Origin of the sequence: Vibrio sp. A1-1, from assembly GCF_021728175.1 — a bacterium.
Lineage (GTDB): Bacteria > Pseudomonadota > Gammaproteobacteria > Enterobacterales > Vibrionaceae > Vibrio > Vibrio diabolicus.
This window is the reverse complement of the sequence record NZ_JAKKCL010000003.1, coordinates 105,528-130,042: the sequence shown is the minus strand read 5'-3', so window position 1 is coordinate 130,042 and position 24,515 is coordinate 105,528. Positions and strand designations below refer to the sequence as shown.

Genomic DNA, 24,515 nt, shown 5'->3' with positions numbered 1-24,515 from the left:
GACTTGTCGATTCCTCGTTGACATGAAGTGATGAAGCAAAGTAAACGAGAGTAAAGCATGCTGATGTTCTTGTGAGCAAAATGATCGCCCTTTGTTCGTTTGAGTTGACTTTTTAACCATTTGAATAAAAAAGACTAATTTTTTGTTGACCAGATAAATTAATCCGTTAAAGTACGCCTCGTTCTCACGGCAAAGGCCGCTGAGACAGATGGTGTCTAACCCATCGCATGATTGCGTTGCCCTGGTGGTGGAATTGGTAGACACAAGGGATTTAAAATCCCTCGGCGTTCGCGCTGTGCCGGTTCAAGTCCGGCCCGGGGCACCATCAAAATCTTTGGTAACAGAGATATCAAAATCAGAAAGGCGCCTTGGCAGAGTGGCTATGCAGCGGATTGCAAATCCGTGGACCTCGGTTCGACTCCGGGAGGCGCCTCCACTATTTCTAAAAACCGGCCTTGTGCCGGTTTTTTACTATCTGGCATTGTCAAACTATTCTAATACACAATTTTTTATTGAATAATTAATTTTTGTACAAATACCAACCTCAATTATCAGTTAATCACCCTTTAACTGGTTTTCCTGAATTGCTATCTATAGCGTTATATTATCAATGTGATTTTAGTTCAATATTGAAAATAAAGTTGCGCATATATCCTGCTTGTTTCTCTATATGTATCTAGTTGATATTGCACTGTATCGCTCAGTCTGTCTTGTAATCGAGTATAAAACTAGGTGAGCAAAAAATTTTTCACCACTTTAATTTAACGTAAATTTAACAATTCAGGATGGGTAATATTACTCAAGAATTGTTGAGGTATATTATTCGAATGACTCGTTATTAAGTTAATGAATTTAAAGGTTATAATTTTATGCGATGAAATTGAGGTTGTTTTAGTTCAATTTCTACTTGTTTGATTTTTAATGATTTAAATTGGCTGTAGTGCAAGTGATTTATTAAAGTCATTGTTGAATACAAAGATTGTTCATATAAAACAATCATAAGGTTATTTTAAGTAACTGACAAAAATGGACAAATTTATTATTACACAAACTTAACCTAAATTACTTATCGCTCTGGTTGAATTTTGACCGGTTGCTTTGCTATGATTCCGGCTCTTATATTTTTGGTGGTTATCCTTTTATAACCATGTTGATGTATATAGGAACATATTTGGCTTTATAGGCTAGGGCATTTTATTGCCTAAAATTTATATTATTTTACCCTACCATTTCTGCTTATATTGGCGGGAAGGTGAACTAGTTATTAATTTAAAATTAGGTGAAGCAGTGATAAAAAATATTAAAATAAATAGAACAATCCTAAATAAAGGGTTGTCATTTTTATTAGTAATATTCGCTTGTTTACAGAGCATCCATTACGCCAGTGCAGCAGGAAGTACGACGGGACAGCAAAATACATTGGTTATCCTGCTGAACTTCAAAGAAAACCCAAATGAGCAGCCATTAACTTTGTCAGAGGCAAATAATCTAATCTTTGGCACAGTAAATGACTTCTACCGTGAAAGCTCTTTTGAGCAAATGTGGCTATCTGGGAAAGTCGTGGGTTGGTTTAATCTACCGTTGTCTAATCAGGTTTGTGATTTTACCGCTGTTCAAGATGCAGCGGATCAAGAAGCCATCTCTGCGGGAGTGAAGCTTGAAGAGTACGATCGTATTGTTTACTTGATGACAAAAACGGCATGTGGTGTCGCTGGATCGGCAACTATTGATGGCATGCCTTCACGCGCGCACATCAATGGTGATTTTTCTCCGATGAACATCGCTCATGAGCTTGGACATAACTTTGGTTTGCATCACTCTCGTGCACTTGATTGCGGCGAACATACGCTTTCAGACAACTGTACGTTGCGTGAATACGGTGATACCTATGATGTAATGGGTGGTCCAGACATCGGCTATTTGAATACTTTCCAGCGCGAGCGACTAGGATGGCTAGAGGGAGAGCACGCTTCAAAGACACTGGAAGTTACTCAAAATGGTACTTACTCCATCGCGAATTACGAGACGACTAGTGATCAGCCAGTTACGATAAAAGTACCTCGTGGTACAGATCCCTCTACAGGTGCAAAAAAATGGTTTTACATTGAATACCGCCAGTCTATTGGGTTTGACGACTTTTTAGATGCTCGTTCTTACTCGTTCTATCGTGGGGACGTTACGGATGGCATCATCATTCGAAGCGCTGTAGAAGGCGATGGGCGCAGCAGTAATCTGCTTCACTTTAAAACTGATTCTGAATATCGTGCGGTTTTTGGCCGAAATGACTGGTTTGACCCATCTATGCCGGTCGGTGGTAGCTATACTGACCCAGACTCAGGTGTAACATTGAGTTTGGTGAGTGCAGCGAACGGCATCGCCGAAGTAAGCGTTGTCTTTGACGGCTCTGACAACGGTAATATCGGGACTTGTACTGTTAATGCTCCATCAGTGACTGCGAAAGCTGCAACAAACAACTCGGTTGCAGCCGGCGATGAGGTTCAATATCAGGTCACTATTACTAACAAAGATAGTGCAGATTGTTCAGCGAGCAGTTTTTCTGTGAACGCGTCAGTGCCAATTGGTTGGAAAGCAAGCAGCAATGCAATCACGCTAGCAGCAGGTGAAACCGGACAAGTAATGATATCAGTCGTATCTTCGGTTGACGCTAGTGATAAAGACTATGCTTTGAAGATGATCGTGACGCACGGAGAAGACTCAAGTCTGCAAACCGCAGCATCCGTGAATTACTCTGTAACCAATGAAATCTCACCATCACCAGAGCTCGTTGCTGTTGATGATCAGGTGACTATGTCTTCGAAACAGTCGGTGACTATCGATGTGATGGCAAACGATGTTGTTGGAGAGCAAAACTCTGCAAGCGTGGTTTCTTTTACTAGACCAAGCAAGGGGCGACTAGAGCTGTTATCAGATGGCACCCTGCGTTACACACCTGAGAAGAAATTCAAAAATAACGACAGCTTTACCTATACCATAGGTGATGGTCAAAGCAGCTCGACCGCTCAGGTCTCAGTGAAGTTAGAGTCCTCGTCCGGTGGCGATTCTGGCAACTCTGGTAACAATGGGAAAGGTAAGAATAAATAGAACGATAACGATATAGTTCGAAAGAAAACGCCTGGCGAGTTAACGTCAGGCGTTGTTTTATTAAGTTGTAAGAGACTTTATTCAGGGCAGCTAACTGGCTCTGGACAAGTTGGACATAGCGTACATTCTGCAGACGCTGTTATCGCTTCTACGACAACATTACCGAAGATAGTTTCACCACTCGCATCCACAGTATCTGTAAACGCTCTGACTTCTTCACCCGGTAATGGAAGGCCTTCACCATCTCCTGGGATTGGCTCGTAGTTACCAGTAAAGTCGTAACACTCAGCAGGCGCAAGCATACCAACCTGGATTGGATTCGAGTCTTTGTTGTCGATTACGACAATGCCGTCAATGGTGACATTGGAGGTATTACATACACTACCACTGTAATTGACTTGAAGACCGTATTCATTAATACCAGTATCTTCAAATCGATTCACGACGACGACACTACAGTCTTTCTCTAGAGACAATGAACCAGGGATGTTTTGGCTTGGGCATTCCCAATCTGCGTTGTCAGAAACCGCAACACCACCACCAGTTTCAAGTGCTGCGCTTACTTCTGCGTAGTTAGTGATACCGTTTTGGTCAATAATAAACGAACCATTAAACTCTTGCGTTTGTCCGACGGCGAGCATCGCTAAATTGAACACATGGTCACCGGCAGCCATATCGTTGTCAACGGCTGTAGTGTCTGTTGCCACAACATCATACAATGCAAAGTCACCGGTGTTTTCTACAGTGAGTTTATAGTTGTATTTCAAAGTGTTACCATTGACAACATCACCAAATGTACAAGTTTTAGTGATTTTAATGTCTGGTACGCCTGGTGTGTAACAGAATGAAATATGACTTAAGCCATAGTATCTACCATTGTTACCCACAGGTGCATGTAGTAAGGCATCATCTTGATACAATAATCCATCTGTAAAGTAGTTATATAGGTTTCCGTCAGGACCACCTTTTACGAAGATAGCTTGCATAATCACAGGGCTATCACCTTGATCCCAACTGAAGGTTTTTGCCCCAGGTTGTTGATCAATAACCACTTCAAGCATGCCATCACCGAAAGTGCCGTCTGTAACTGGCTCAAGCTTGTATTCTATCAAACCATCGATCCCTGGAAGTAATTGTTGACAGGTGTTATTCCCTTCAACAAATATTGGTTGCACGCCTCGGCTTGAAGGGTCGCCAGCGGATGCGTAAACAATTTGAGAGCTCAGCACTAAGCTAACCGCTATGACCCAAGTAAACAGCTTAAACATGCTACTGATATTGATCGCTGTAAGTATATTCTGGCTACATAAAGTGGAACAACGGTAACTCTTATTGCCCCACCAAGAGTTAAATATGGTTTTCATAAAACCTCCTTGTGTAAGTGGGCTCGCTACGTCCTTGAGCCCACATACGTGATAGTTTTCTCACAGAGTTAAACTGCGCCAGTTGACTAGCATAGAGTGTTCCATGTTTAACCTTTTGTATTTGTTGATTATTTTTTATTTTTGTACAGATGGGTGAACAGTTTGTTTATATTTTCATAAATGGTTGAGCTAAAACTTATTCGCTAAACGACTGAATATGTTTTAGTTAAATGAGTATTCAATTAGATGTGTAAAGGATGTAACACTATGCAAACAGGTGTTACACATCACCTTCACATTAGTTGGAGCAAGTGAGTAAGCGTCTATTTCATATTCATAGTGGACAGTTTCAATACCGCCGCTTTTGCGCATCTGTCACAGGTGTAAACAATAAAGTGTCAATCTGTAACATTATCCTAGAACACGTATATATCTTTGTTATCGTAGGTTTTTTTGTCTCTTTTGTTTTCTTTCTCTTTCTTTAAAATTGAACACTCTGTTCATTCTCTTCGCTGTTGAAAATATTTAGTTTAATAAAATCATAACCTTAAGTAGTGGCATGCTCTATGCGTTATACGAGCTCGAAACGAAAGTTGTATCTCGCTTTCACTCTTTCTTAAAAGGCAATTAATGACATAGGGACCTTCGTCTAGCTTTAGAAGCGTTCTAAGGAGTAGGTTATGAATTCTTGTAAGTCAGGTATCTGGCATACGATGAAGAGCTTTCTTTATGCAATATTTACAAGTTTGCTAATAGGTAGCTCTGCATTTGCAACACCAACAGATGGCGTATTTGAGTTAGAAGCAAATGCTAATGCGATAGATGACTCTGGAGTAGGTGCTCCAGATGACTGGTCAACGCCGCCAAACAGTGGTGGAGCATTAGTATTTAGCTTTGAGAATGACACGGCAACACCGGATACAATATTTACTGGTGGTAATAAAGACATCAAAGACATACCGGAACTTGGTTGGAAGACTGGTACGGTACTTGATAAAGGGGACATTCTTCATGCGTATGCAGCAGCATACAACATTAATAATGATCTTGTACTCACCTTTGGTGCAGACCGTTTTGGTAACAGCGGTGATGCCTTCTTAGGTTTTTGGTTTTATCAAGACTCAGTCAGCACAAACCCAGACGGTACATTCACTGGTCAACATATTGCTGGCGACCTTTTGATTCAGGTGAATTATTTGCAAGGGGCAAATGAGGGGCCAGAAATTTTGGTTCTTGAATGGGACACAACTTGTGCGAAAGCTGATAACAATAATCCACAAGATGGTCAGTGTGCTGCGACAAACTTACGTTTGAAAGTTAAGACAAATGCACTGTGTTCACCAGGCGCGCAAGATGTGTGTGCTTCAACCAATACAACTGACTCACCTGCACCATGGGCGTATACGCCAAAAAGTGGTGTCGAAAATGTCTTCCCTCCAGAAACCTTCTTTGAAGGTGGTGTAAACCTTACTGAACTTCTACAAACAGACACCTGTTTTAGCTCGTTTGCAGCCGAAACAAGAGCATCAAGCAGTATTACCGCTCAGTTGAAAGACTTTGTGGTTGGTGACTTTGAGTTGTGTAGTGTTGATATCACTAAAACATGTAATCAAGCGGTCGTGAATGAAACAGAAGATGGTTACGTTTACTCATACAGCGGCGACGTGATTAATGATGGTGTCGGTACGCTCTACGATGTTGTTGTAGAGGATTTAGAAGCAGGTACTACACATAGCTTAGGTGCCATTGCTTCAGGTGATAGTGCTTCATACAGCGGCAGTTTTGAAAGTACAAGCAATGGTCTAACTAATACGGTGAAAGTCACAGCAGCTGCGACTCCGGGTGGCCAAGCGACCATTACTGATACCGCAAGTGATCCATGTGAGTCATTGAGCTTGTCTCCAATGATTAGTGTAACGAAGTCATGTGAAAGCGGCTTCAAGCTTACTGAAAATGGTATCATTGCTGAAGTGAGCTTCTCGGGAATGGTATGTAACACAACGCCTGGACTTACTTTAGTGAATGTTTCTGTTGTGGATGACTCAGGTACGCCTGAGGATGCTTCTGATGACGTGACAGTAGTGAATAATATCGAACTCGCTTCGGATCAATGTCAGTCTTATACTGGTAGTTATATCCCAACGGCATTTAGCAATGCAGAAACACAATCTTTCCGTGATACTGTGACGGCGGTTGGTTTCTTGAAAATCGATAATACTCAAGCGACGAATACAGCTTCTGCAGACTGTGATATTTGTCCTGCACCAAGTAACTAATTGACGTCTTTTGAATAAAAAGCCTGGAGTATTCTCCAGGCTTTTTTGTATGAATTGCGTGATTTAGTTCGGTTTCCCTTTACCGTTTCCACCACCATTCCCACCAGAAGTCGATTGTAAGGTGATGCTAATCGTCGCGGTTGAAGAAGATTGACCGTCACTGATCGTATAAGTAAATGAATCATTATTCTTAAACTTCTTCGAAGGTGTGTATTCAATGGAGCCATCGCTCAGTACACGGGCGCTGCCTTTGTTTGGCTTAGCGACCGTAATTGCAAGAGAGGTCGATTGTTCAAACGAGTCATTATTTAACTGTTGGATGCGAACGACGGATTTATCACTGATCGTTACGCTATCATTCACCGCCTCAAGTGGTGACGTCGACTCAGACAACACTGTGTAAGATAGCTCGGTTTTGGCTGATTGTTCATTTTCAGCATCTATAACGTCAACGGTTATGCTGTAAGAGTTCGGCTGAGCATCGCTGTTTGACGTAACCATGACCGTCGTTTCTGCACTCATGCCGGAAGGAACCGTCAAGGCGCTTGCGTCATAATTCCATCCGTCAGGAACGCTTAAAGCCGTTGTATAAGTCGCGTCTGCACATTCTGTATTGTTCTGGTTCGTCACTTTAAGATTATACGCTAACGTTTCTCCAGCATTTGCATCAGAACCTGATAGTGGGGTTAGAGAGAGTAGAGGCGATGTCGCAACACATTGCCCGGATTCACCACCAAATATGACACTGATCTGTGCGTTTTGACCATTAGCACTTTCCAAAGTAATCGACACACCTGTTTTGGGATCGGTGAACGTTCCACCAATTGGAAGAGCAGGGTCTTCCCAGTCATTACTCCCAAATAATTGTTTGAAAGTGGAGTCAGGCTTCATGTGTAGCAAGCGGCTACTTTTAAGATCACCGTCTGTCGCTAGGCGCACAACCACACCTTCTGTCACATCTTGGCGGTATACGATGTACGAACGGTCACGTAAAAAGCTGTCGTAGCCAAGAGCTTGTCGATATTCAACGTAAAACCATTGGCGCTGACCTGTAATTGGATCGGTACCTCTTGGGATTTTTAAAACTTTTGATGAAGTACTTTCAAAGTCTTCATAGGCATCAATAGAGTAAACACCATCACTAGAAATGATTTGAGCAGGGGAGGTCTGCCACCCTAAGTTTTCCAATTGGAAGGCGCTAAAGTAACCCATATCGTAGTTACCCATTGTATCGTAGCTATCACCGTACTCTATGACACGGCAATCACCAGCTAACGTACCGTCTTTACAGTCGAGTGCGGAAGCGTGATGCAATCCAAAATTATGTCCTAATTCATGGGCGATAACTCGAGGCTCGAAAACCGCATTTATTGACGCTCTAGAGGGAGTTACTCCTTGACTACCAGAGCCTTCTGATGCACATCCAGTTTTGGTTGTTAAGTAGATAAAACGGTCATAGTTTGATAGTTGATATCCCGCAGTTTCAGCCATTTTGTTGGCTTCCGCTGCTACAGCATCATCATCGCAAATTTGGTTTGATATCGGTAAGGTGAATGTTCCAGCAACATCACCAGATAGCCAAAGTTGCCCCTGGGACATTTGCGAATAGAAGTCGCTAACGGTATTAAAAACAACATGATGGGCGTCTTCTTTAGAGATCGGGATCTCTTGAGGGTTTTCTTGGAAATTGACGAGTACAACTAATGTTTTTTGTTCACCACTAGCCACTTGCTCAGCATAAACCTCTGATGAAAAAGAATATGCTGACACGAGGGTTACAAAGCCAAGAGCTAGCAAGCGTAAATTTGACGCAACAAAGCCCAATTGAGGGAGGATGACCTTCTTCAATTTATATACCTACTTAATATTTTGATATTAAATGAAATTACAAATTCATAATGTTTTAAATAAAATAAATACCGAGCTCTACCCAAATAGAACCAGTAATTATCAAGTGTGCATTATGTTTTATAAAGTTTGTTTTATATTTGTGTGTGTTTATTACTTTTAAACACGAGGCGAGATATTAGCAGAAGGGGTGGTTAAAATTCAACCATGCATTTCGGTTTTTATAAGTTTATGAATTATAATGTTTAACTACTTTTTACTAGTGGTTTTTATAAAAATAATAAGAAATAATATTGTATGCAACAAAAGCAGTCACAAAGACAGTAATAATATTACACCGTGTAGTATGCAACACTCTTAATTGTTTGTTATTTCTTTTGTTTCCTATATAAATGACTTATTAAAAAATAAGACGCTATCAATTCCGTAGAGAAAATTGTCAAATTAAAGAAATATTAATTTCAAAAAAACAAGAGAATTATTATATCTGGATATAGGCAACGCCATTTTTGCCATTTTTCTTTATCTCATACATTGCATGATCGGCTTTTTGATAAACTTCATTAAACTGTTGTTTTCCTTTATCAAATAGACAAACACCGATGCTCATTCCAATCGTTACTTTATTTAAGTCCTGATTTATCGCAGGAATGATGGAACTTAAGAGTCGATCACAAAGTTGAGATATTTCTTCTTGATTTGAATAAGAGCTTAAAACGACAAACTCATCTCCTCCTATGCGTCCGACTTGAGACTTGCTTGGCGCAAGCTCTGTTAAGCTATTGGCGATATTAATGAGGAGAGTATCACCAGTATGATGGCCTAGCTGGTCGTTAACTGCTTTAAAATTATCTATATCAACAAACACTAAGGCAGACTGCTGAGACGGCTTGGTTTGAAGTTGATGATTAAAGTTTTCCTCAATTGCTTTTCTATTTAACAGTCCGGTCAATGGATCACTCGAAGCTAACTTAGCCAGTTGCTGCTCATATCGCTTTTCTTTTGTAATATCGATATGAGTGCCCATCATGCGTAGTGGTTCGCCATCAGAACCATACTCGACGATGCGCCCTCGATCGTAGACCCAACTATCACTGCCGTCTTTATGAATCATGCGATGAACTACCTCATAAAGGTCGGTTTTGCCAGCTAGGTGATCTTCAAATGCACCCACCGCAAGATCATAATCTTCAGGGTGGAGATTGTTTTTCCACGTTTCAACCGTCGCGGTTAACTCATGGGGCTGATAACCTAGCATTTTACCCCACTGCATATTGAATATCGTCAAAGTACCTGAAGGAATATGCTGCTCCCACAAACACAGTCCATTACTGTCGAGTGCAGCATTCAACTTTTCTTGTAGTCGCGCATTCTTCCGCTTCAGCTCTTCATTTTCTTTTTCTAAGCAGGCAATTCGAGTTAGATATTCTTCCATTTTGCGCATAATTTACGTCGTTTTCGGAGCGACAATATACGAAAAATACTTTGCAATTTCTATGATTGAGCTTGGAGATATAGGTATTGAATATGCGGTAAATAACAAAAGAATCGGTGATGTTACTTAAGAGCAGCAAAGTAAATGCTTGGAAAAACAAAGAAGGAAATAGGGGATAAGCGAGGGGCTCTCCTGGTGCAAAGTCATAAATGAGGCCTTTGCACCGGGACTACTGAGGGTTAGCGGTTTAGTGCACCACAACGCTCAGGCTGGTAGGTGATATCGACAATTTCAATTGTCTTCACTTGATTATTTGGCATTGGCCATTCAAGTTTTTGACCAACAGACAAGCCGATCAGTGCGCTGCCTACGGGCGCAAAAATGGAAATATCATCACTGCTTTTCAGCTCAGATGGGTAAACCAGTGTCTTTGTCATGGTTCTATCTTCACCTGCAAATTTAAACTCTACAGTTGAGTTCATCGTGACCACATTATCTGGCATTTGTTCTGGCTCAAGAACCGTCGCACGGTCTAGCTCTGCTTCTAGCTCAACAAGCTCCGCCGCGATGTTTGGCATTTTATCCAACAAAGCCGTGATTCGGTTCATATCTAAGCTTGAAATGTAGATAGAATTGTTTTCTGACATTTTATGACTCCCAAATAAAAGGCCGCCTCACAAACATGGGACGGCACTCTATATGTCAATTACGGTATCAATCATATGGATTTTATTCCATATGAACTAAATCAGATTCTAGTCTTTATAGTGCGACTTAGCTAGTAAAAGATTTTTGTTGTGAGACTTGATTTTTCTAAAACTTTCAGTCACTTCAGTTGTTCACCTTTAATAGCCTTGAAACGGCTAGGTTAAAACGAATGCTTTGTTTTTAAACAAAGCAGGGTTTATCGTTAGCGTGGTTTAACTCGACAATCATTGCCATTCTGTAAAAGCCAAAACTGTATAGCCCTTTGTGAGCATGACTGCGGTTATCTCATTTTGTAAAAACTACCAACATCCGTTAATAAATTACCTTTTATTCTTCAATATCAAGATAAAAACGTTCATCTACCCCTTTAGGGTAGTTTGAAATTGTAATTGATTTACATCATGTATTAATTTTCTTTCACAATTAACAATGAGCTCAGTGATAAGAACCTAACCCTTAGGAATTATAATGAGCAAGTTGAAGCTAGTAGTCATCGGTAACGGTATGGTAGGGCACCGTTATATTGAAGACTTAGTCGAGAAAGCTGATATCTCTAATATGGAGATTACCGTTTTCTGTGAAGAACCTCGTGTCGCATACGACCGTGTGCACCTTTCCTCTTACTTTTCTCACCATACTGCAGATGAACTTTCTTTAGTGAAAGAAGGCTTCTACGAGAAACACGGCATCAATATGTTGATCGGTGAACGTGCGATTAACATTAACCGTGAAAACCGCATTGTTTACTCCAGCACGGGCCGTGAAGTTCAATACGACAAGCTGATTCTTGCTACAGGCTCATTCCCATTTGTCCCGCCTATCAAAGGTCATGAAAGCAAAGACTGTTTTGTTTACCGCACGATCGAAGATCTAAAAGCGATTGAAGCGTGTGCGAAAAACAGCAAATCAGGCGTGGTTATCGGTGGTGGTCTTCTAGGTCTTGAAGCGGCAGGCGCACTAAAAGCATTGGGTGTAGAAACACACGTTGTTGAGTTCGCACCAAAGCTGATGGCTGAGCAACTTGACCTTGCTGGTGGTAATCAACTTCGTCAAAAGATCGAGCGTATGGGTGTGAACGTTCATACTAGCAAAAATACGCTTGAGATTGCGCCAGAAGGTAAAAGTGCTCGCAACGTTATGCGTTTTGCTGACGGCACTGAGTTAGAAACAGACTTCATTGTATTTTCAGCGGGTATTCGCCCACAAGACAAACTGGCACGCCAAATGGAGCTAGAACTTGGCCCTCGTGGCGGTGTTGCCATCAACGACCACTGCCAGACTTCTGATGAGAACATCTACGCGATTGGTGAGTGTGCGTCTTGGAATGAAATGTTCTACGGCCTTGTTGCTCCGGGTTACAAGATGGCGACCGTTGCGGTTGATCACCTACTAGGTAACACAGAAAGCAAATTCGAAGGCGCTGATATGTCTGCGAAGCTGAAACTTCTTGGTGTAAAAGTAGGTTCAATCGGTGACGCGAACGGTCGTACTGAAGGTTGTAAGAGTTACGTTTACCAAAACGAAGAGCAAGAAGTTTACAAACGTCTTATCGTTTCTGAAGACAACAAGAAACTGCTCGGTGCGGTATTGGTGGGTGATACATCTGACTACGGCGATCTGCTTCAATTGATGTTGAACGAAATCGACCTACCAGAGCATCCAGATGCCTTGATCCTTCCTGCACACGCAGGTGCTGAGAAACCAGCACTCGGTGCGGATGCACTACCAGAAAGCGCAGTGATCTGTTCATGTTTCGACGTAACCAAAGGCAAGATCGCTCAAGCGGTTGCTGATGGTCACCATACATTGGGCGACATCAAAGCAGTGACTGGCGCAGGTACAGGCTGTGGTGGTTGTATTCCTCTAGTGACCTCTGTTCTAAATGCAGAGCTTGCTAAATCTGGCATCGAAGTGAAGAACGACGTGTGTGAACACTTTGCATACTCACGCCAAGAGTTGTTCCACCTAATCCGCATTGAAGAGATCAAAACGTTTGATGAGCTTCTAGAGAAATATGGTAAAGGTTACGGTTGTGAAGTTTGTAAACCATTGGCTGGTTCTATCTTAGCTTCTTGCTGGGGTGAGCACATCCTTAAGCCACAACTGGTTAAGCTTCACGACACGAACGATAACTTCCTAGGTAACATCCAAAAAGACGGTACTTACTCTGTTATCCCACGTATGGCGGGTGGTGAAGTTACACCTCAAGCACTGGGTGCACTAGCGAACGTTGCTGCAGAATACAACCTATACACCAAAGTAACCGGTGCTCAACGTATTGGTCTGTTCGGTGCTCAAAAAGACGATCTTCCAGAGATCTGGCGCAAGCTTATCGACGCTGGTTTCGAAACAGGTCAAGCGTACGCAAAAGCACTTCGTATGGCGAAGACATGTGTTGGCTCAACTTGGTGTCGTTACGGTGTTCAAGATTCTGTTGGTCTAGGTTCTTACATCGAGAACCGTTACAAAGGCATTCGTACGCCTCATAAGATGAAGTTCGGTGTTTCTGGCTGTACTCGTGAGTGTGCGGAAGCACAAGGTAAAGACCTTGGTATTATCGCGACTGACGCAGGTTGGAATATGTACGTTTGTGGTAACGGCGGCATGAAACCTCGTCACGCAGACCTACTAGCCAGCGACCTAGATAAAGAAACGCTAATCAAGTACATCGATCGCTTCATGATGTTCTACATCCGCACAGCTGCGCCATTACAACGCACATCCGTTTGGATGGAAAACATGGAAGGTGGCGTTGACTACCTACGCGAAGTGATTGTTGAAGACAAACTTGGCATTAACGCTCAACTAGAAGCAGACGTAGCGAAGCTTGTAGATGAGTACGAATGTGAGTGGACTGCAACCATCAATGACGAATCACAACTGACTCGTTTCGCACACTTCATCAACTCTGACAAGCGCGATGACAATGTTGTGTTTGTTCAAGAGCGCGAACAGCACCGTCCAGCGACCTTCACGGAGAAACATCCTGAAGCGAAAGGCGACATCCTACACGTAGCGATCACTGAAGCATAAGGGAAGGTTGAACATGTCATTTGAAAAGATTTGCCAAATCAACGACATCGTACCGGGCACTGGCGTTTGTGCACTGGTTGATGGTCAGCAAGTTGCGGTATTCCGCCCAACACAAGCAGAAGAAGTGCTGGCGATCAGCAACACAGACCCGTTCTTCCAATCAAACGTGCTTTCTCGCGGTTTGATTTGTGAGCACCAAGGCGAACTTTGGGTAGCAAGCCCACTTAAGAAGCAACGCTTTAACCTGACAACAGGTGCTTGTATGGAAGACGAGCGTTTTAACGTGAAAGCGTACAAAACGCGTGTAACCAACGGTGAAGTAGAAATTTCTGCATAAGCTTGGTTCGCATTCCCTCCTCCTTAAGGGGAGGGAATGCACTGAGTACTTAGATTCAATAGACAAAGGCTTTCCAAGCGTCATCTTGGGGGAACAGGGAAGCGAGATGATGTCGACAGCAGTGGGTGTCAACGGGAAGCCTTTCTCTATTCAATCTTTAACTTTTTAACTTTCAATTTTGAATAAGGACACATTCATGTCTACAGACTTTAAACCTGCTGAATTCGTGCAAACCATGATCAACGTGGGTGAAGCGAAAATTAATACCAGCACTCGAGATCTTCTACTTCGTGGCACGATGGCAGGCGTTATTCTGTCTCTTGCAGTGGTGGTTGCTATTACCGCGATTGTACAAACGGGCATTGGCCTTGTGGGGGCGCTTGTTTTCCCTGTGGGCTTTGTGATTCTCAGTGTGATGGGTTACGACCTTGTCACAGGTGTTTTTGGTCTTGCGCCTTTGGCTAAGTTTGCTAACCGTCCGGGTATCACTTGGGGTCGTATCTTCCGTTGTTGGGGTCTTGTAGGCTTGGGTAACCTTATCGGTTCTCTAATTGTGGCTTACCTAGTGGCTATCTCACTAACCGGTAACTTCTCTCTAGAATTGAACGCAGTAGCGAAGAAATTTGTGGCAGTTTCTACCGCACGTAGCCTTGGTTTTGAAAACATGGGTATGGACGGATGGATCACGTGTTTTGTACGCGCTATCTTCTGTAACCTAATGGTGTGCCTAGGCGTGATCGGCAACATGACGGCACGTTCAGTATCTGGTCGTGTAGCGATGATGTGGTTCCCAATCTTCATCTTCTTCGCGCTAGTATTCGAGCACACCGTGGTAAACATGTTCCTATTCCCACTGGGTATGATTCTAGGTGCGGATTTTGGTATCGCGACTTGGTTGAACTTCAACCTTATCCCAACCATTCTAGGTAACATTGTTGGTGGTCTCGTAATGACTTGTCTGCCACTGTACCTAACTCATGCGAAAACAGCGCCCTCTATTAATGCTGAAGAAGAAGTAAATGCAGAGCCTGCAATCGCAAAATAAACTGCTTTTATCTGGCCCTACCTATGGTAGGTAGGGCTACTCAACTCATTTAACTTTCAATAGATATTGTATTGATTTGGCTATAAAAAGTAATAACTCCTTGGAGTAGTTTGAACCTTAAGTTAATAACGTGAGTGTTACTCTTTATATCCAAATTTCCGATAGGCGTTGATATGACTACTGCGAACTCATCTTTAAACAGCGGCTTTGTTTATTTAGTTGGTGCAGGTCCGGGCGATCCAGACTTGCTGACGGTCAAAGGTTTGAAAGCCATTCAAGCGGCTGAAGTTGTGGTGTATGACCGATTGGTATCTAAAGAGATTCTAGAGTTAGCACACGTATCCGCCGAGATGATTTATGTCGGGAAAAAGCTCGATTTTCACTGTGTACCTCAAGATCAAATTAACCAAATCTTGGTACAAAAAGCACAAGAAGGTAAACGCGTTGTGCGCCTAAAAGGTGGTGATTCTTTCATCTTTGGACGCGGGGGTGAAGAGTTAGAAGAGCTTGCAGAATACGGCATCAAATACGAAGTGGTGCCGGGGATCACCGCGGCGGCGGGTGCAACAGCTTATGCTGGTATTCCATTAACGCACCGTGATCATGCGCAAAGTGTTCAATTTATTACGGGTCACGTGCAAAAAGACGGTCGCGAAATTGAGTGGCATTCGTTAGCGCAATCTAACAACACACTTGTGTTCTACATGGGTTTGAAGCAAAGCGGTCACATCATGGATAACCTGATCACTTACGGATTAGATCCAGAGATGTCATGCGCCATTATTGAAAATGGTACGCGTCCAGAGCAGCGCGTGTTCCAAGGAAAACTGAACGAACTTTCTGAAATGGCTGAGAAAGCGATCAGTCCAGCATTGATCGTCGTTGGCAGCGTGACTCAGTTGCACAACAAACTAGACTGGTTTAGAAAATAAGTTCGTCTAATGGTTAGATTTTGCAGGGGCTGTGACGTCTCTGCATTTCTTGCTTACGCATTGGCATTTGATCAATCAAGTTGTTGATAAATGGCCAATCCGTTTCTGCGCCCCATCGGTATTTCTCTTGGCCATCTTTACCCAGTAAAATTGCGGTATGTGAGCCTTTTTCAATTTCATACAGCTTGGCAAGCATTTTCAAATCAAACTCTTCTTTGAGCCAAGCTGGAGACGTGTAACCTTGTTCTGTAATGACTAATGTGACCACATCTCTGTCTTCCAACTCGCACTCATTCATGAGTGTTTCTAGTAAGAATTGTTTAACGTATTCATCGTTTTCTGGAGCGAAGTAAAGCACACTCCGATGCGGCCAGTACTTTGAATGTGCTGGATAACCGAATGCTGTCGATGACAAGATACAAGAAAGTAGTATCACTAGTAACTTTCCGCCCATGACAGTTCCCCTAGAAACCCAAATACCGTTTATACGTTAAGTTTAGTGGAATTGGCTCATTGTGCTTTTACCAAAACTGACTTAGGGTAGGCAGCAAATAAATCAAGCGTAGAAAAGATGAATTCAGAAAGAAAACAAAAGATCGCCATTTTGGTTGATGTACAGAATGTGTATTACACCTGTCGCGAAGCGTATCGCAGTAATTTTGATTACAACCAGTTTTGGTATGTTGCGACGCAAGGGAAAGAGGTGGTGAGTGCTCGTGCTTATGCCATCGCGAGTAACGATCCAAAACAGCGTCAGTTTCATCACATTTTACGCGGTGTTGGGTTCGAGGTAATGCTTAAACCCTATATTCAGCGTCGTGACGGCAGCTCGAAAGGCGACTGGGATGTCGGTATTACTCTTGATGCGATTGAAATTGCCCCTGAAGTTGAGGAAGTGATTCTCGTTTCTGGAGATGGGGACTTTAGTCTGCTAGTGGAACGAATTCAGCAGCGCTTCAATAAAACGGTGACCGTTTATGGTGTGCCTAAGCTAACATCCCAAACTCTGATTGATTGTGCAGATAACTTTGTCGCGATTGATGATGACTTCTTACTGTAATAACTAACGTGACAAAGAAAAGGCGAGTCATTCAGGCTGTACGCTAACGTACAATGACTCGCCTCTAATTTATTGTTGATTTGGCTAATTATGAAGGAATGATCATTTGTCCTAACAAGTAGCCCAGACAGCAAGCACCAATCACACCAATCAAACCTACCGACATAAATGAGTGGTTGAAGTACCACTTACCAATCTTAGTGGTACCTGACGTATCGAAGTTCACTGTCGCGATATCTGAAGGGTAGTTCGGAATAAAGAAGTAACCGTATACCGCAGGCATTAGGCCGATAAGCAGTGCAGGATCCAGACCCAAGCCAAGACCAACAGGCAGCATCATACGAGCCGTTGCTGCTTGAGAGTTCACCACAACCGATACAATGAACAACGCAAGCGCGAACGTCCAAGGGTAGTTGGTTACCATCTCAACGATGCCAGATTTGAACTGAGGCATTGCGTATTGGAAGTAAGTATCTGACATCCAGGCGATACCGAAGATCGCAATGGCAGCCACCATACCTGATTTGAATACTACGCCGTTTGGTACGTCACGTGGGTCAGTTTTGGTTGCAAGCAAAATGATACCGCCGAAGCAGAGCATCATCATTTGAATCACAACGGCCATGCTGATTGGTTTCGCGCCATCCACGATGGTACGAATGTCCGGCCACATCGCGATAACGACGATAACCAAGATAGACGCGATGAACAGCAACACAGAGTTACGAGCACTTGTTGGTAGCACTTCATCAAGAGACGTTGCAGTGGTGTTGAGGATCTTTTCACGCCACACCGGATCTTTTAAACGCTCTTGGTATTCTTCATCGTCTTCCAGTTCTTTACCGCGTTTTAGGCTGTAAAGTGACATCAGCAACGTACCGAATAGCGTTGCAGGTACAGTAACGAGCAGAATAGAAAGCAGAGTGATCTCGTGTTGAATATCGGACAGCTGTGCCAAGTAGTAAACCACTGCCGCTGAAATTGGAGAGGCCGTAATCGCGATTTGCGAAGCGACGGAAGCGGCTGCCATTGGACGTTCCGGACGAATGCCGTTTTTCAGTGCAACGTCGCCAATGATTGGCATGATGGAGTAAACCGCGTGACCTGTACCGAGCAAGAAGGTCATAAAGTAAGTAACAAAAGGAGCGATTAGGGTGACGCGTTTTGGGTTTTTACGAAGAACACGTTCGGCAACTTGCAGCATGTATTTCAAACCACCAGCCGCTTCAAGAATGGATGCACATGTTACCACCGCTAAGATGATCAACATAACGGTGACAGGAGGGGAGGTTGGCGGCATCTTAAAGATGAAGACTTCAATCACCAAACCAATACCAGATACGACCCCAAGGCCTATACCACCATAACGTGAGCCGATATACAGCATCACGAGCAAAAATAGAAACTCAAGATACAACATGTGGATTTCCTTATTCAAAACAGGGGGCTATATAGCCAAATTACTTAATTACATTGTCCCGATATTCAGAAAGAAAATACTTCATGTTGTTCACACTCCTTTGGATAAGAAACAGCAATATTCAATTATTGGCAATAACTCACGCTACACAGGGAAACTGTTAACACAGTTTTATCAGGGTGTTTTTATGCTGTGTATTTTTGCGTTCATGTCAGCGCTAAATGCGAAGAGGTTTAAGAGTTTGTTGCTATTCATCGCATACGTAAGCAGACCTTACGGGCGCAAAGAGCTTGAAAATAGAGGCAGAGACCACAGATGAGAATAGCCTCTTGTTATGTAAACGCAAAGGATAATAGTTTGCATTGCGATTAGTGCTTGGGTATAAAGGTGTCAGAATGACTACACCAACAATAAACCATCATGTCTGAGCAATTTTTCCCGCAACTATTTCAAACTTCGAGTGAGATTACGCCTTACCTTCACGGTGATATTGGCGAAATAGGGCAAGAAGTTATTCATATCAAAAACGATATCAATCCGATCATTCAAGGCCTTTACCAACAGTTGTCTGAGGCTCATCCAGAAGCGGGGAAAGCGTATTGGTTGACGAGAACGTGGGATTTGTTGTGTTGGCAGCCTGTTTATGTTGCGTTCATTTCTATCTACGGTTTCCACACGTTGCCAAACATTCGTGAGATGGCGCAGCAACTCAAGCCTTGTTTTGTGTCTGGATATCGATTCGCTGACGAAACACATATACATGGTAAGCCAGAAGAATTAATAAAAGAGGCCGGACGTCAAATTCGAGAGTTGTTCGATTTCTACCAACAAGAAATGAGTCAATGGACGCGCATTCGCCCAGGCTTCACTCATCAATTGATGTCGGATGGGATCATGGCTTGTTTGATTCGTCTTCAACAGCGTTTTCCGCAAATGACCAACACGACACTGCGTGAACATGCCATCTTGTGGTTACAGGCATTGGGTTTAGATGCCAACAATAGTCATTCACTTTATGAGACATCACTGGATCAGCCGCTCAAATTGGTCAGAAAAAGCTGTTGTTTAGTCTATAAGTGTGAAGGCAGAAAGCTTTGTGAAGATTGTCCTCGTTTAGAAAAAAATCGACAGCTTATTAGCAAGCATAATCCTAATTAACATTTGGTTAACTTATGTAACAGTGCTCGATTTGAGAGTGAGAATAAGTATCATTGCATGCTCTTGTTGACAACAAAAAGATAAATACAATGATAAAAAGGACGTTTTCTCTTAATCTCATCGTACTTGCGATGAGCAGTGGATACGCAGTTAGCTCAATAGCTGCGGAAGAACTTCAACAAACATCAACACCAAGTGATGAACAAATGGTGGTCGTGGGCAGTGTGATGCCGAAATCGATCTCTGATATTCCAGGAACGGTTTGGTTTGTAGGGCAAGAGGAAATTGCCCAGCAATATCGCGCGGGCAAGACACTTGGTGACATTCTTTCTGCGACCATTCCTTCGTTAGACGTTGGTACGGGTGGTCGAACTAACTACGGCCAGAACCTGCGTGGCAGAGCGATGTTGGTGATGATTGATGGTGTCTCACTGCAGTCTTCTCGCCCAATTAGTCGTCAGCTTGATGCGATTGACCCATTCAACATCGAGCGAATTGAAGTACTATCTGGTGCAACCTCCATTTATGGGGCTGGCGCTACAGGTGGTGTTATCAACATTATCACCAAGAAAGCTTACTCCGATGACTTGTCATTTGAATCCTACGTGAGTGGGACTTCAGGCTTTAACAGCAGCGATGACTTTGATTACAAACTAGCTCAGTCTATCTCAGGTGGTAATGAGCGAATTGCCGCTAGGGGTTCGGTTGTGTACACCGAGACACAAGGTGCATTTGACGCAAATGGCGACATTGTCACGCCAGATATCTCCCAAGGATCTCTGCAATACAACTCGACGCTCGATGTGATGGGATCGACAGAGATTCAAATCTCCGATGCCAGCAAGTTAAACCTTGTCGCACAATACTATGACAGCCAGCAAGATTCGCCATACGGCTTGTACATTGTTAACAATAAATTTGTTGATGTACGAGAGGGATTCGATTCCGATCGTGAACACGGTACAGAGCGAGTTCTCTTAAGTGCGAACTACGCTCACGACAGCGTATTCGACCATCAACTGATTGGCGAGTTGTCTTACCGAAGTGAAGACCAAACGTTTACTCCTTATTACCAAGGTGCTTCTCAGCAAAAGACAGAGGTTTTTGCTGGACGTTTGGCACTGGCAAAAAACTGGGAATCATTCAACCTTGTTTATGGTGTTGATGCGTATTTAGACCGTTTTGAGAGCAATCAAGCTCTATTCGATCCAAGCATTGCAAACAACTCTGGAAACTTGATTAATAAAACGTACGCCGAAGTTGGTCGTTACCCAGGTGTAGATGTAACGTCTTACGCAATGTTTGTTCAAGGTGACTATCAAATTAATCAAGATTGGTCCGTTCAAGCAGGCTACCGCTATCAATACATGGACAACAAGATTGATGACTTTGTTGCCTATAGCGTACAAAAGAAGATTGCCTTGGGTAATGGCGTATCAGCGGATGCGGTACCAGGTGGCAGCACCGACTACTCTGTAAGTCTGTTTAATTTGGGCACCATTTATCAGCTTAATGATGAATCTCAACTTTGGGCAAACTTCTCCCAAGGTTTCGAACTTGCTGACCCTGCGAAGTACTATGGTCAAGGCAGCTATGACGCTGTGGATGCAAACGGGCACTATGCGTTGAACAACAGCATTAATGTGTCTGACTCAAAAATGTCAGGCATTAAAACGGACAGCTATGAGATCGGTTACCGTCTTGATACCAACTCTCTTGCGCTTCAGGCGGCAGGCTATTACTCGCTTTCAGACAACTCCATCAAGTATGATAGAAAAACGTTGTTGATTACGAATGTTGACGACGAGCAGCGTGTTTACGGTGCAGAAGCAAACATCAATTACTGGGTGACCCGCGATATCCTGTTAGGGGCATCAGGACACTACGTAGTTTCTGAGCTGAAAACCGATGGTAAATGGGAAGATTTGAGCGCAGGTAAAGCCAGTACGTCTAAGGCTAATGCATGGGCTGCATACTACCAAGATTCGTACTCGATTCGTCTACAAAGTCAGACGATGTTTGATTACGAAGATGACGCCAACAATAAGTTGGAGGGCTACACCACGTTTGATCTTCTGGGTAATGTAAAACTACCTGTTGGGCAGTTAGGCTTTGGTATTCAAAACCTATTTGACGAAGACTACACAACCGCCTGGGGTCAACGTGCGCAGATTCTCTATGCAGCACACTACGATGCAGCAGCGTACGACTACAAAGGAAGAGGTCGCACATTCACACTGAACTACAGTGTTGAATACTAAAGCTAACTCTCTTCGAGTATCAAAAAAGCCGCTTAAAGCGGCTTTTCTTTTAGGCTTGATCTGTCTGCGCTGTGTCTACAACGTTTTCCGTGTGCTCTGAAGCTTGGTTTTGCTCTTCAGCTTCCATTTTTGCACGTTCAGCTTTGGAGATATAACGCGGCTTATTGCTCTTATGTAGCTTAGCGTTGTGCTTCTTCTGCTTCGCTTTTAAGATCTGATTGATTTTCTTCTTGCGGTTCATGGTGGTGGTCCTTTAATTTAGCGGGGCAGGATAGTTATTTTTTTATCAAGTTACAACTAAATAAGCCCTTACGTCGGTCGCAAGATTCAAGTACGTTTCTATGTCCAATCATCTCTCGCGTTTTAATGGAGTCCAAATGAAAACACTGATCACTGAACGTTTGATACTACGTCTTGTGAGTGTAGATGATGCACCATTCATATTAGAACTTTATAACCAACCAGACTTTTACCGTTTTGTCGGAGATAAACAAATTCGTACTGAATATGAAGCGGCGCGTTATATAAAAGAAAACATGCTACGCATGCAAAAAGTTAAAGGCGTGAGTTTACTCTTAGTAGAGAAAAAGGACGATGGACGGCCGATCGGTATTTGTGGGCTAGTTAAGCGTGACACATTGCAACACTACGATCTCGGGTATGGTTTTTTACCTTCTGCTTATGGTTGCGGCTACGGAGTCGAGTCGGCAACCGTGGTGCTGGAATATGCTCGAGGGGAAATGAAACTCGATAAGTTGGCTGCCATCACCAACAATGACAATATTCGTAGTATAAGTTTGCTCAAAAAACTGGGCTTTGAGTTTGAACGAGTTGAGCAGCAATACGATAATGGTCGAACGTTAGAACTTTACACAATGACGTTGTGATTTTTGGAAGCTCATGAGCGATATTTTACTTGGCAAGCTCGCCACTGAATTTAAGACGGTAAAAGCCATGGTAGAGGTTTACTGTCACGATCACCATGGTACAAAAAGTGACTTGTGCTCAGAATGTCGTGAGCTGCTTGAATACGCAGAAGTTCGTCTTGACCGTTGTCCTTATGGAGAGAATAAACCTACGTGTAACAAGTGTCCGATTCACTGTTATAAACCGGACCCGAAAGAGCAAATGCGTTTGGTCATGCGTTACTCTGGCCCCAGAATGCTACTGAAACATCCCATCTTGGCGGTTCGTCATTTACTTCATGAAAAGCGCGCGGTACCGGAAAAACCTGCAGCGAACGCGTCAAACCGTCACAAACGTTTATCTAAACAAAAAAGCGAAGAATAAAAAAACGAGGGCGACATGCCCTCGTTTTCGTTGAGTAGAAGTTGCGTGGTTAGAGGCCAGCGGCCATACGCTGCTTAGTTTTGCTCGCTGCAAGTAGCATGTATACGCCAGTCGCAACTAAAGCGGCAAACAAGTAGCCTAGTAAGCCATGTTCTTGGCCCATAAATTTATCAGCGACAACCGGGCCAGCAACAGAGCCAATGCTGTAGCTAAACAGCATGACTTGTGTCGCAGAGACAATAAAGCGCTCATCAAGTCCTTCGCAACCTAAGTTGATCGCAATTGGGTACAAGGCAAAAGTAGCTGCACCTAAAAAGAATAAAGCAGCAGCTAATACCACGGCTGACGATGAAATAAAGGTCAAACCGATCGAAAAAATACCCAAAATACAAAAGAACGCCATTAGCACTGTGCGGCTCATGTATTTGTTCAATGTGGTCACCATTGGTTGAACCAACATGCCACCTAGGATCACTAGTGCCATCAATGTACCAATGTCTTGATGGTTGATTTTACGGTTAGTTAGCTCAACAGGCATTAATCCGTAGATCGCGCCTAAGGTCAAACCTGATACAACACAACCAATAATTGCAGCATGGTTTAGCTTGGCAATTTGCTTAAATGACAAAGCGGTTGATTCATGGTTGTTTGGTTGTTCACACTCAATAAACATCAGCACCAACATCGCCATTAGGATCAGCGTTGTAATTGCAATGAACGGAACACCGCCACTGACGCCAAGTACACCAATGCCAAATTGGCCTAATGCAGAACCGCCATAAAGCGATAGCATGTACAAGCTCAAACGTTTTGCACGTGATGCTTCGTCGCCAGACATTAGCCAAGATTCAACAATGACAAAAACGCCCGCAACGGCAATACCTGCGATAAAACGAGCAGCAAGCCACACTAACCCATTAGCAAAAACGGGTAGCGTGACAATCGTTAGCGAGAATGCCGCTAAGCAGCCAATAAACGCTTTGCGGTGACCAACTTGACGCACGACACGTTCAATAAACATCGCGCCGACCAATAAGCCGCCATAAAAAACACTCGCCAACCAACTCGCATAATCTGCTGAGATGTTGTATTCACCGAGCATGAGAGGGATCAAGCTCATTAAATAGCCCGAAGCCACCGCATAAAGAGACAGTGCGACGACTGGAACTGTAACTCGTGGTGATGCTGCAGGAACGACTGTGTTTTCCACTGTTTTGCGCCTATAAGTTAAATGAAATCTATGGGT

At 43.2% G+C, this 24,515-nt stretch carries 19 protein-coding genes and 2 tRNA genes; 13 read left to right on the top strand and 8 right to left on the bottom strand.

Annotated features, from left to right (window positions below):
* Positions 1-238: 238 nt before the first annotated feature.
* From L3V30_RS07550 to L3V30_RS07540, 3 genes are all read left to right on the top strand, one after another.
* Positions 239-325 (top strand) — tRNA-Leu (locus L3V30_RS07550).
* 37 nt (positions 326-362) lie between these two features.
* Positions 363-436, top strand: a tRNA-Cys gene (locus L3V30_RS07545).
* Positions 437-1,419: 983 nt separating this feature from the next.
* Positions 1,420-3,102 (top strand): Ig-like domain-containing protein, encoded by a 1,683-nt coding sequence (locus tag L3V30_RS07540; RefSeq protein ID WP_237308697.1) that lies wholly within the window; start codon positions 1,420-1,422, stop codon positions 3,100-3,102.
* A gap of 77 nt (positions 3,103-3,179) precedes the next feature.
* On the opposite strand, the gene L3V30_RS07535 is transcribed toward L3V30_RS07540, so the two are convergent.
* On the bottom strand, positions 3,180-4,466 hold the full coding sequence (locus L3V30_RS07535; protein ID WP_041853064.1) for a hypothetical protein: 1,287 nt from the start codon (positions 4,464-4,466) through the stop codon (positions 3,180-3,182).
* 680 nt (positions 4,467-5,146) lie between these two features.
* Between L3V30_RS07535 and L3V30_RS07530 the strand changes: the two genes are divergently transcribed.
* Positions 5,147-6,742 carry a hypothetical protein gene (locus tag L3V30_RS07530; protein WP_012842220.1) on the top strand — a complete coding sequence of 532 codons (1,596 nt, stop codon included), beginning with the start codon at positions 5,147-5,149 and terminating at the stop codon, positions 6,740-6,742.
* A 63-nt stretch (positions 6,743-6,805) separates the two neighbouring features.
* On the opposite strand, the gene L3V30_RS07525 is transcribed toward L3V30_RS07530, so the two are convergent.
* The 3 genes from L3V30_RS07525 to rnk all read right to left on the bottom strand — a co-directional run bounded on the left by L3V30_RS07525 (position 6,806) and on the right by rnk (position 10,672).
* The gene (locus L3V30_RS07525; RefSeq protein ID WP_237308621.1) at positions 6,806-8,590 is read right to left on the bottom strand and encodes an Ig-like domain-containing protein; all 1,785 of its coding nucleotides are present in this window, start codon (positions 8,588-8,590) and stop codon (positions 6,806-6,808) included.
* A 481-nt stretch (positions 8,591-9,071) separates the two neighbouring features.
* Positions 9,072-10,025 (bottom strand): sensor domain-containing diguanylate cyclase, encoded by a 954-nt coding sequence (locus tag L3V30_RS07520; protein WP_237308696.1) that lies wholly within the window; start codon positions 10,023-10,025, stop codon positions 9,072-9,074.
* 239 nt (positions 10,026-10,264) lie between these two features.
* A complete protein-coding gene (gene rnk, locus L3V30_RS07515) occupies positions 10,265-10,672 on the bottom strand; it encodes a nucleoside diphosphate kinase regulator (RefSeq protein WP_005394604.1) in 408 nt (135 codons plus the stop codon).
* 529 nt (positions 10,673-11,201) lie between these two features.
* On the opposite strand from rnk, the gene nirB reads away from it, so the two are divergent.
* The 4 genes from nirB to cobA all read left to right on the top strand — a co-directional run bounded on the left by nirB (position 11,202) and on the right by cobA (position 16,080).
* Positions 11,202-13,766 (top strand): nitrite reductase large subunit NirB, encoded by a 2,565-nt coding sequence (gene nirB / locus L3V30_RS07510; protein WP_237308620.1) that lies wholly within the window; start codon positions 11,202-11,204, stop codon positions 13,764-13,766.
* A 13-nt stretch (positions 13,767-13,779) separates the two neighbouring features.
* Entirely contained in the window at positions 13,780-14,103 is a 324-nt protein-coding gene (nirD, locus tag L3V30_RS07505) for a nitrite reductase small subunit NirD (protein WP_046875391.1), read from the top strand.
* 196 nt (positions 14,104-14,299) lie between these two features.
* Positions 14,300-15,148, top strand: a complete 849-nt coding sequence (locus L3V30_RS07500; RefSeq protein WP_046875392.1) for a formate/nitrite transporter family protein — start codon at positions 14,300-14,302, stop codon at positions 15,146-15,148.
* A gap of 173 nt (positions 15,149-15,321) precedes the next feature.
* Positions 15,322-16,080, top strand: coding sequence for a uroporphyrinogen-III C-methyltransferase (gene cobA / locus L3V30_RS07495; protein WP_237308619.1), 759 nt, complete (start codon positions 15,322-15,324; stop codon positions 16,078-16,080).
* 13 nt (positions 16,081-16,093) lie between these two features.
* Here cobA and L3V30_RS07490 read toward each other — a convergent pair whose 3' ends face one another.
* Positions 16,094-16,534, bottom strand: coding sequence for a DUF4174 domain-containing protein (locus L3V30_RS07490; RefSeq protein ID WP_012842228.1), 441 nt, complete (start codon positions 16,532-16,534; stop codon positions 16,094-16,096).
* A gap of 117 nt (positions 16,535-16,651) precedes the next feature.
* Here L3V30_RS07490 and L3V30_RS07485 point away from each other — a divergent pair, with 117 nt between their 5' ends.
* On the top strand, positions 16,652-17,140 hold the full coding sequence (locus L3V30_RS07485; RefSeq protein WP_005394594.1) for an NYN domain-containing protein: 489 nt from the start codon (positions 16,652-16,654) through the stop codon (positions 17,138-17,140).
* Positions 17,141-17,228: 88 nt separating this feature from the next.
* Here the strand turns inward: L3V30_RS07485 and L3V30_RS07480 are convergent, their stop codons facing one another.
* Entirely contained in the window at positions 17,229-18,560 is a 1,332-nt protein-coding gene (locus L3V30_RS07480) for an anaerobic C4-dicarboxylate transporter (RefSeq protein WP_005394592.1), read from the bottom strand.
* Between the two features lie 420 nt (positions 18,561-18,980).
* Between L3V30_RS07480 and L3V30_RS07475 the strand changes: the two genes are divergently transcribed.
* Both L3V30_RS07475 and L3V30_RS07470 read left to right on the top strand, forming a co-directional pair.
* Complete coding sequence (locus tag L3V30_RS07475; protein WP_237308618.1) at positions 18,981-19,718, top strand: siderophore ferric iron reductase; 738 nt, start codon at positions 18,981-18,983, stop codon at positions 19,716-19,718.
* 89 nt (positions 19,719-19,807) lie between these two features.
* Positions 19,808-21,979, top strand: a complete 2,172-nt coding sequence (locus tag L3V30_RS07470; protein ID WP_237308617.1) for a TonB-dependent receptor — start codon at positions 19,808-19,810, stop codon at positions 21,977-21,979.
* 49 nt (positions 21,980-22,028) lie between these two features.
* Here the strand turns inward: L3V30_RS07470 and L3V30_RS07465 are convergent, their stop codons facing one another.
* Positions 22,029-22,220, bottom strand: coding sequence for a DUF2986 domain-containing protein (locus L3V30_RS07465; protein WP_005376066.1), 192 nt, complete (start codon positions 22,218-22,220; stop codon positions 22,029-22,031).
* Between the two features lie 136 nt (positions 22,221-22,356).
* Here L3V30_RS07465 and L3V30_RS07460 point away from each other — a divergent pair, with 136 nt between their 5' ends.
* The gene (locus tag L3V30_RS07460) at positions 22,357-22,866 is read left to right on the top strand and encodes a GNAT family N-acetyltransferase (protein WP_237308616.1); all 510 of its coding nucleotides are present in this window, start codon (positions 22,357-22,359) and stop codon (positions 22,864-22,866) included.
* Positions 22,867-22,879: 13 nt separating this feature from the next.
* Positions 22,880-23,269: a nitrous oxide-stimulated promoter family protein gene (locus L3V30_RS07455; RefSeq protein WP_005394584.1), complete on the top strand. Its 390-nt coding sequence runs from the start codon at positions 22,880-22,882 to the stop codon at positions 23,267-23,269.
* Between the two features lie 49 nt (positions 23,270-23,318).
* Here the strand turns inward: L3V30_RS07455 and L3V30_RS07450 are convergent, their stop codons facing one another.
* On the bottom strand, positions 23,319-24,479 hold the full coding sequence (locus L3V30_RS07450; RefSeq protein WP_237308615.1) for an MFS transporter: 1,161 nt from the start codon (positions 24,477-24,479) through the stop codon (positions 23,319-23,321).
* Positions 24,480-24,515 lie beyond the last annotated feature (36 nt).

Coding starts and splice junctions, on each gene's coding strand:
- L3V30_RS07460 (WP_237308616.1), top strand. CDS start 22,357: ATGAAAACACTGATCACTGAACGTTTGATACTACGTCTTGTGAGTGTA.
- rnk (WP_005394604.1), bottom strand. CDS start 10,672: ATGTCAGAAAACAATTCTATCTACATTTCAAGCTTAGATATGAACCGA.
- nirD (WP_046875391.1), top strand. CDS start 13,780: ATGTCATTTGAAAAGATTTGCCAAATCAACGACATCGTACCGGGCACT.
- cobA (WP_237308619.1), top strand. CDS start 15,322: ATGACTACTGCGAACTCATCTTTAAACAGCGGCTTTGTTTATTTAGTT.
- L3V30_RS07485 (WP_005394594.1), top strand. CDS start 16,652: ATGAATTCAGAAAGAAAACAAAAGATCGCCATTTTGGTTGATGTACAG.
- L3V30_RS07455 (WP_005394584.1), top strand. CDS start 22,880: ATGAGCGATATTTTACTTGGCAAGCTCGCCACTGAATTTAAGACGGTA.
- L3V30_RS07520 (WP_237308696.1), bottom strand. CDS start 10,025: ATGGAAGAATATCTAACTCGAATTGCCTGCTTAGAAAAAGAAAATGAA.
- L3V30_RS07475 (WP_237308618.1), top strand. CDS start 18,981: ATGTCTGAGCAATTTTTCCCGCAACTATTTCAAACTTCGAGTGAGATT.
- L3V30_RS07480 (WP_005394592.1), bottom strand. CDS start 18,560: ATGTTGTATCTTGAGTTTCTATTTTTGCTCGTGATGCTGTATATCGGC.
- L3V30_RS07470 (WP_237308617.1), top strand. CDS start 19,808: ATGATAAAAAGGACGTTTTCTCTTAATCTCATCGTACTTGCGATGAGC.
- L3V30_RS07500 (WP_046875392.1), top strand. CDS start 14,300: ATGTCTACAGACTTTAAACCTGCTGAATTCGTGCAAACCATGATCAAC.
- L3V30_RS07530 (WP_012842220.1), top strand. CDS start 5,147: ATGAATTCTTGTAAGTCAGGTATCTGGCATACGATGAAGAGCTTTCTT.
- L3V30_RS07535 (WP_041853064.1), bottom strand. CDS start 4,466: ATGAAAACCATATTTAACTCTTGGTGGGGCAATAAGAGTTACCGTTGT.
- nirB (WP_237308620.1), top strand. CDS start 11,202: ATGAGCAAGTTGAAGCTAGTAGTCATCGGTAACGGTATGGTAGGGCAC.
- L3V30_RS07465 (WP_005376066.1), bottom strand. CDS start 22,220: ATGAACCGCAAGAAGAAAATCAATCAGATCTTAAAAGCGAAGCAGAAG.
- L3V30_RS07490 (WP_012842228.1), bottom strand. CDS start 16,534: ATGGGCGGAAAGTTACTAGTGATACTACTTTCTTGTATCTTGTCATCG.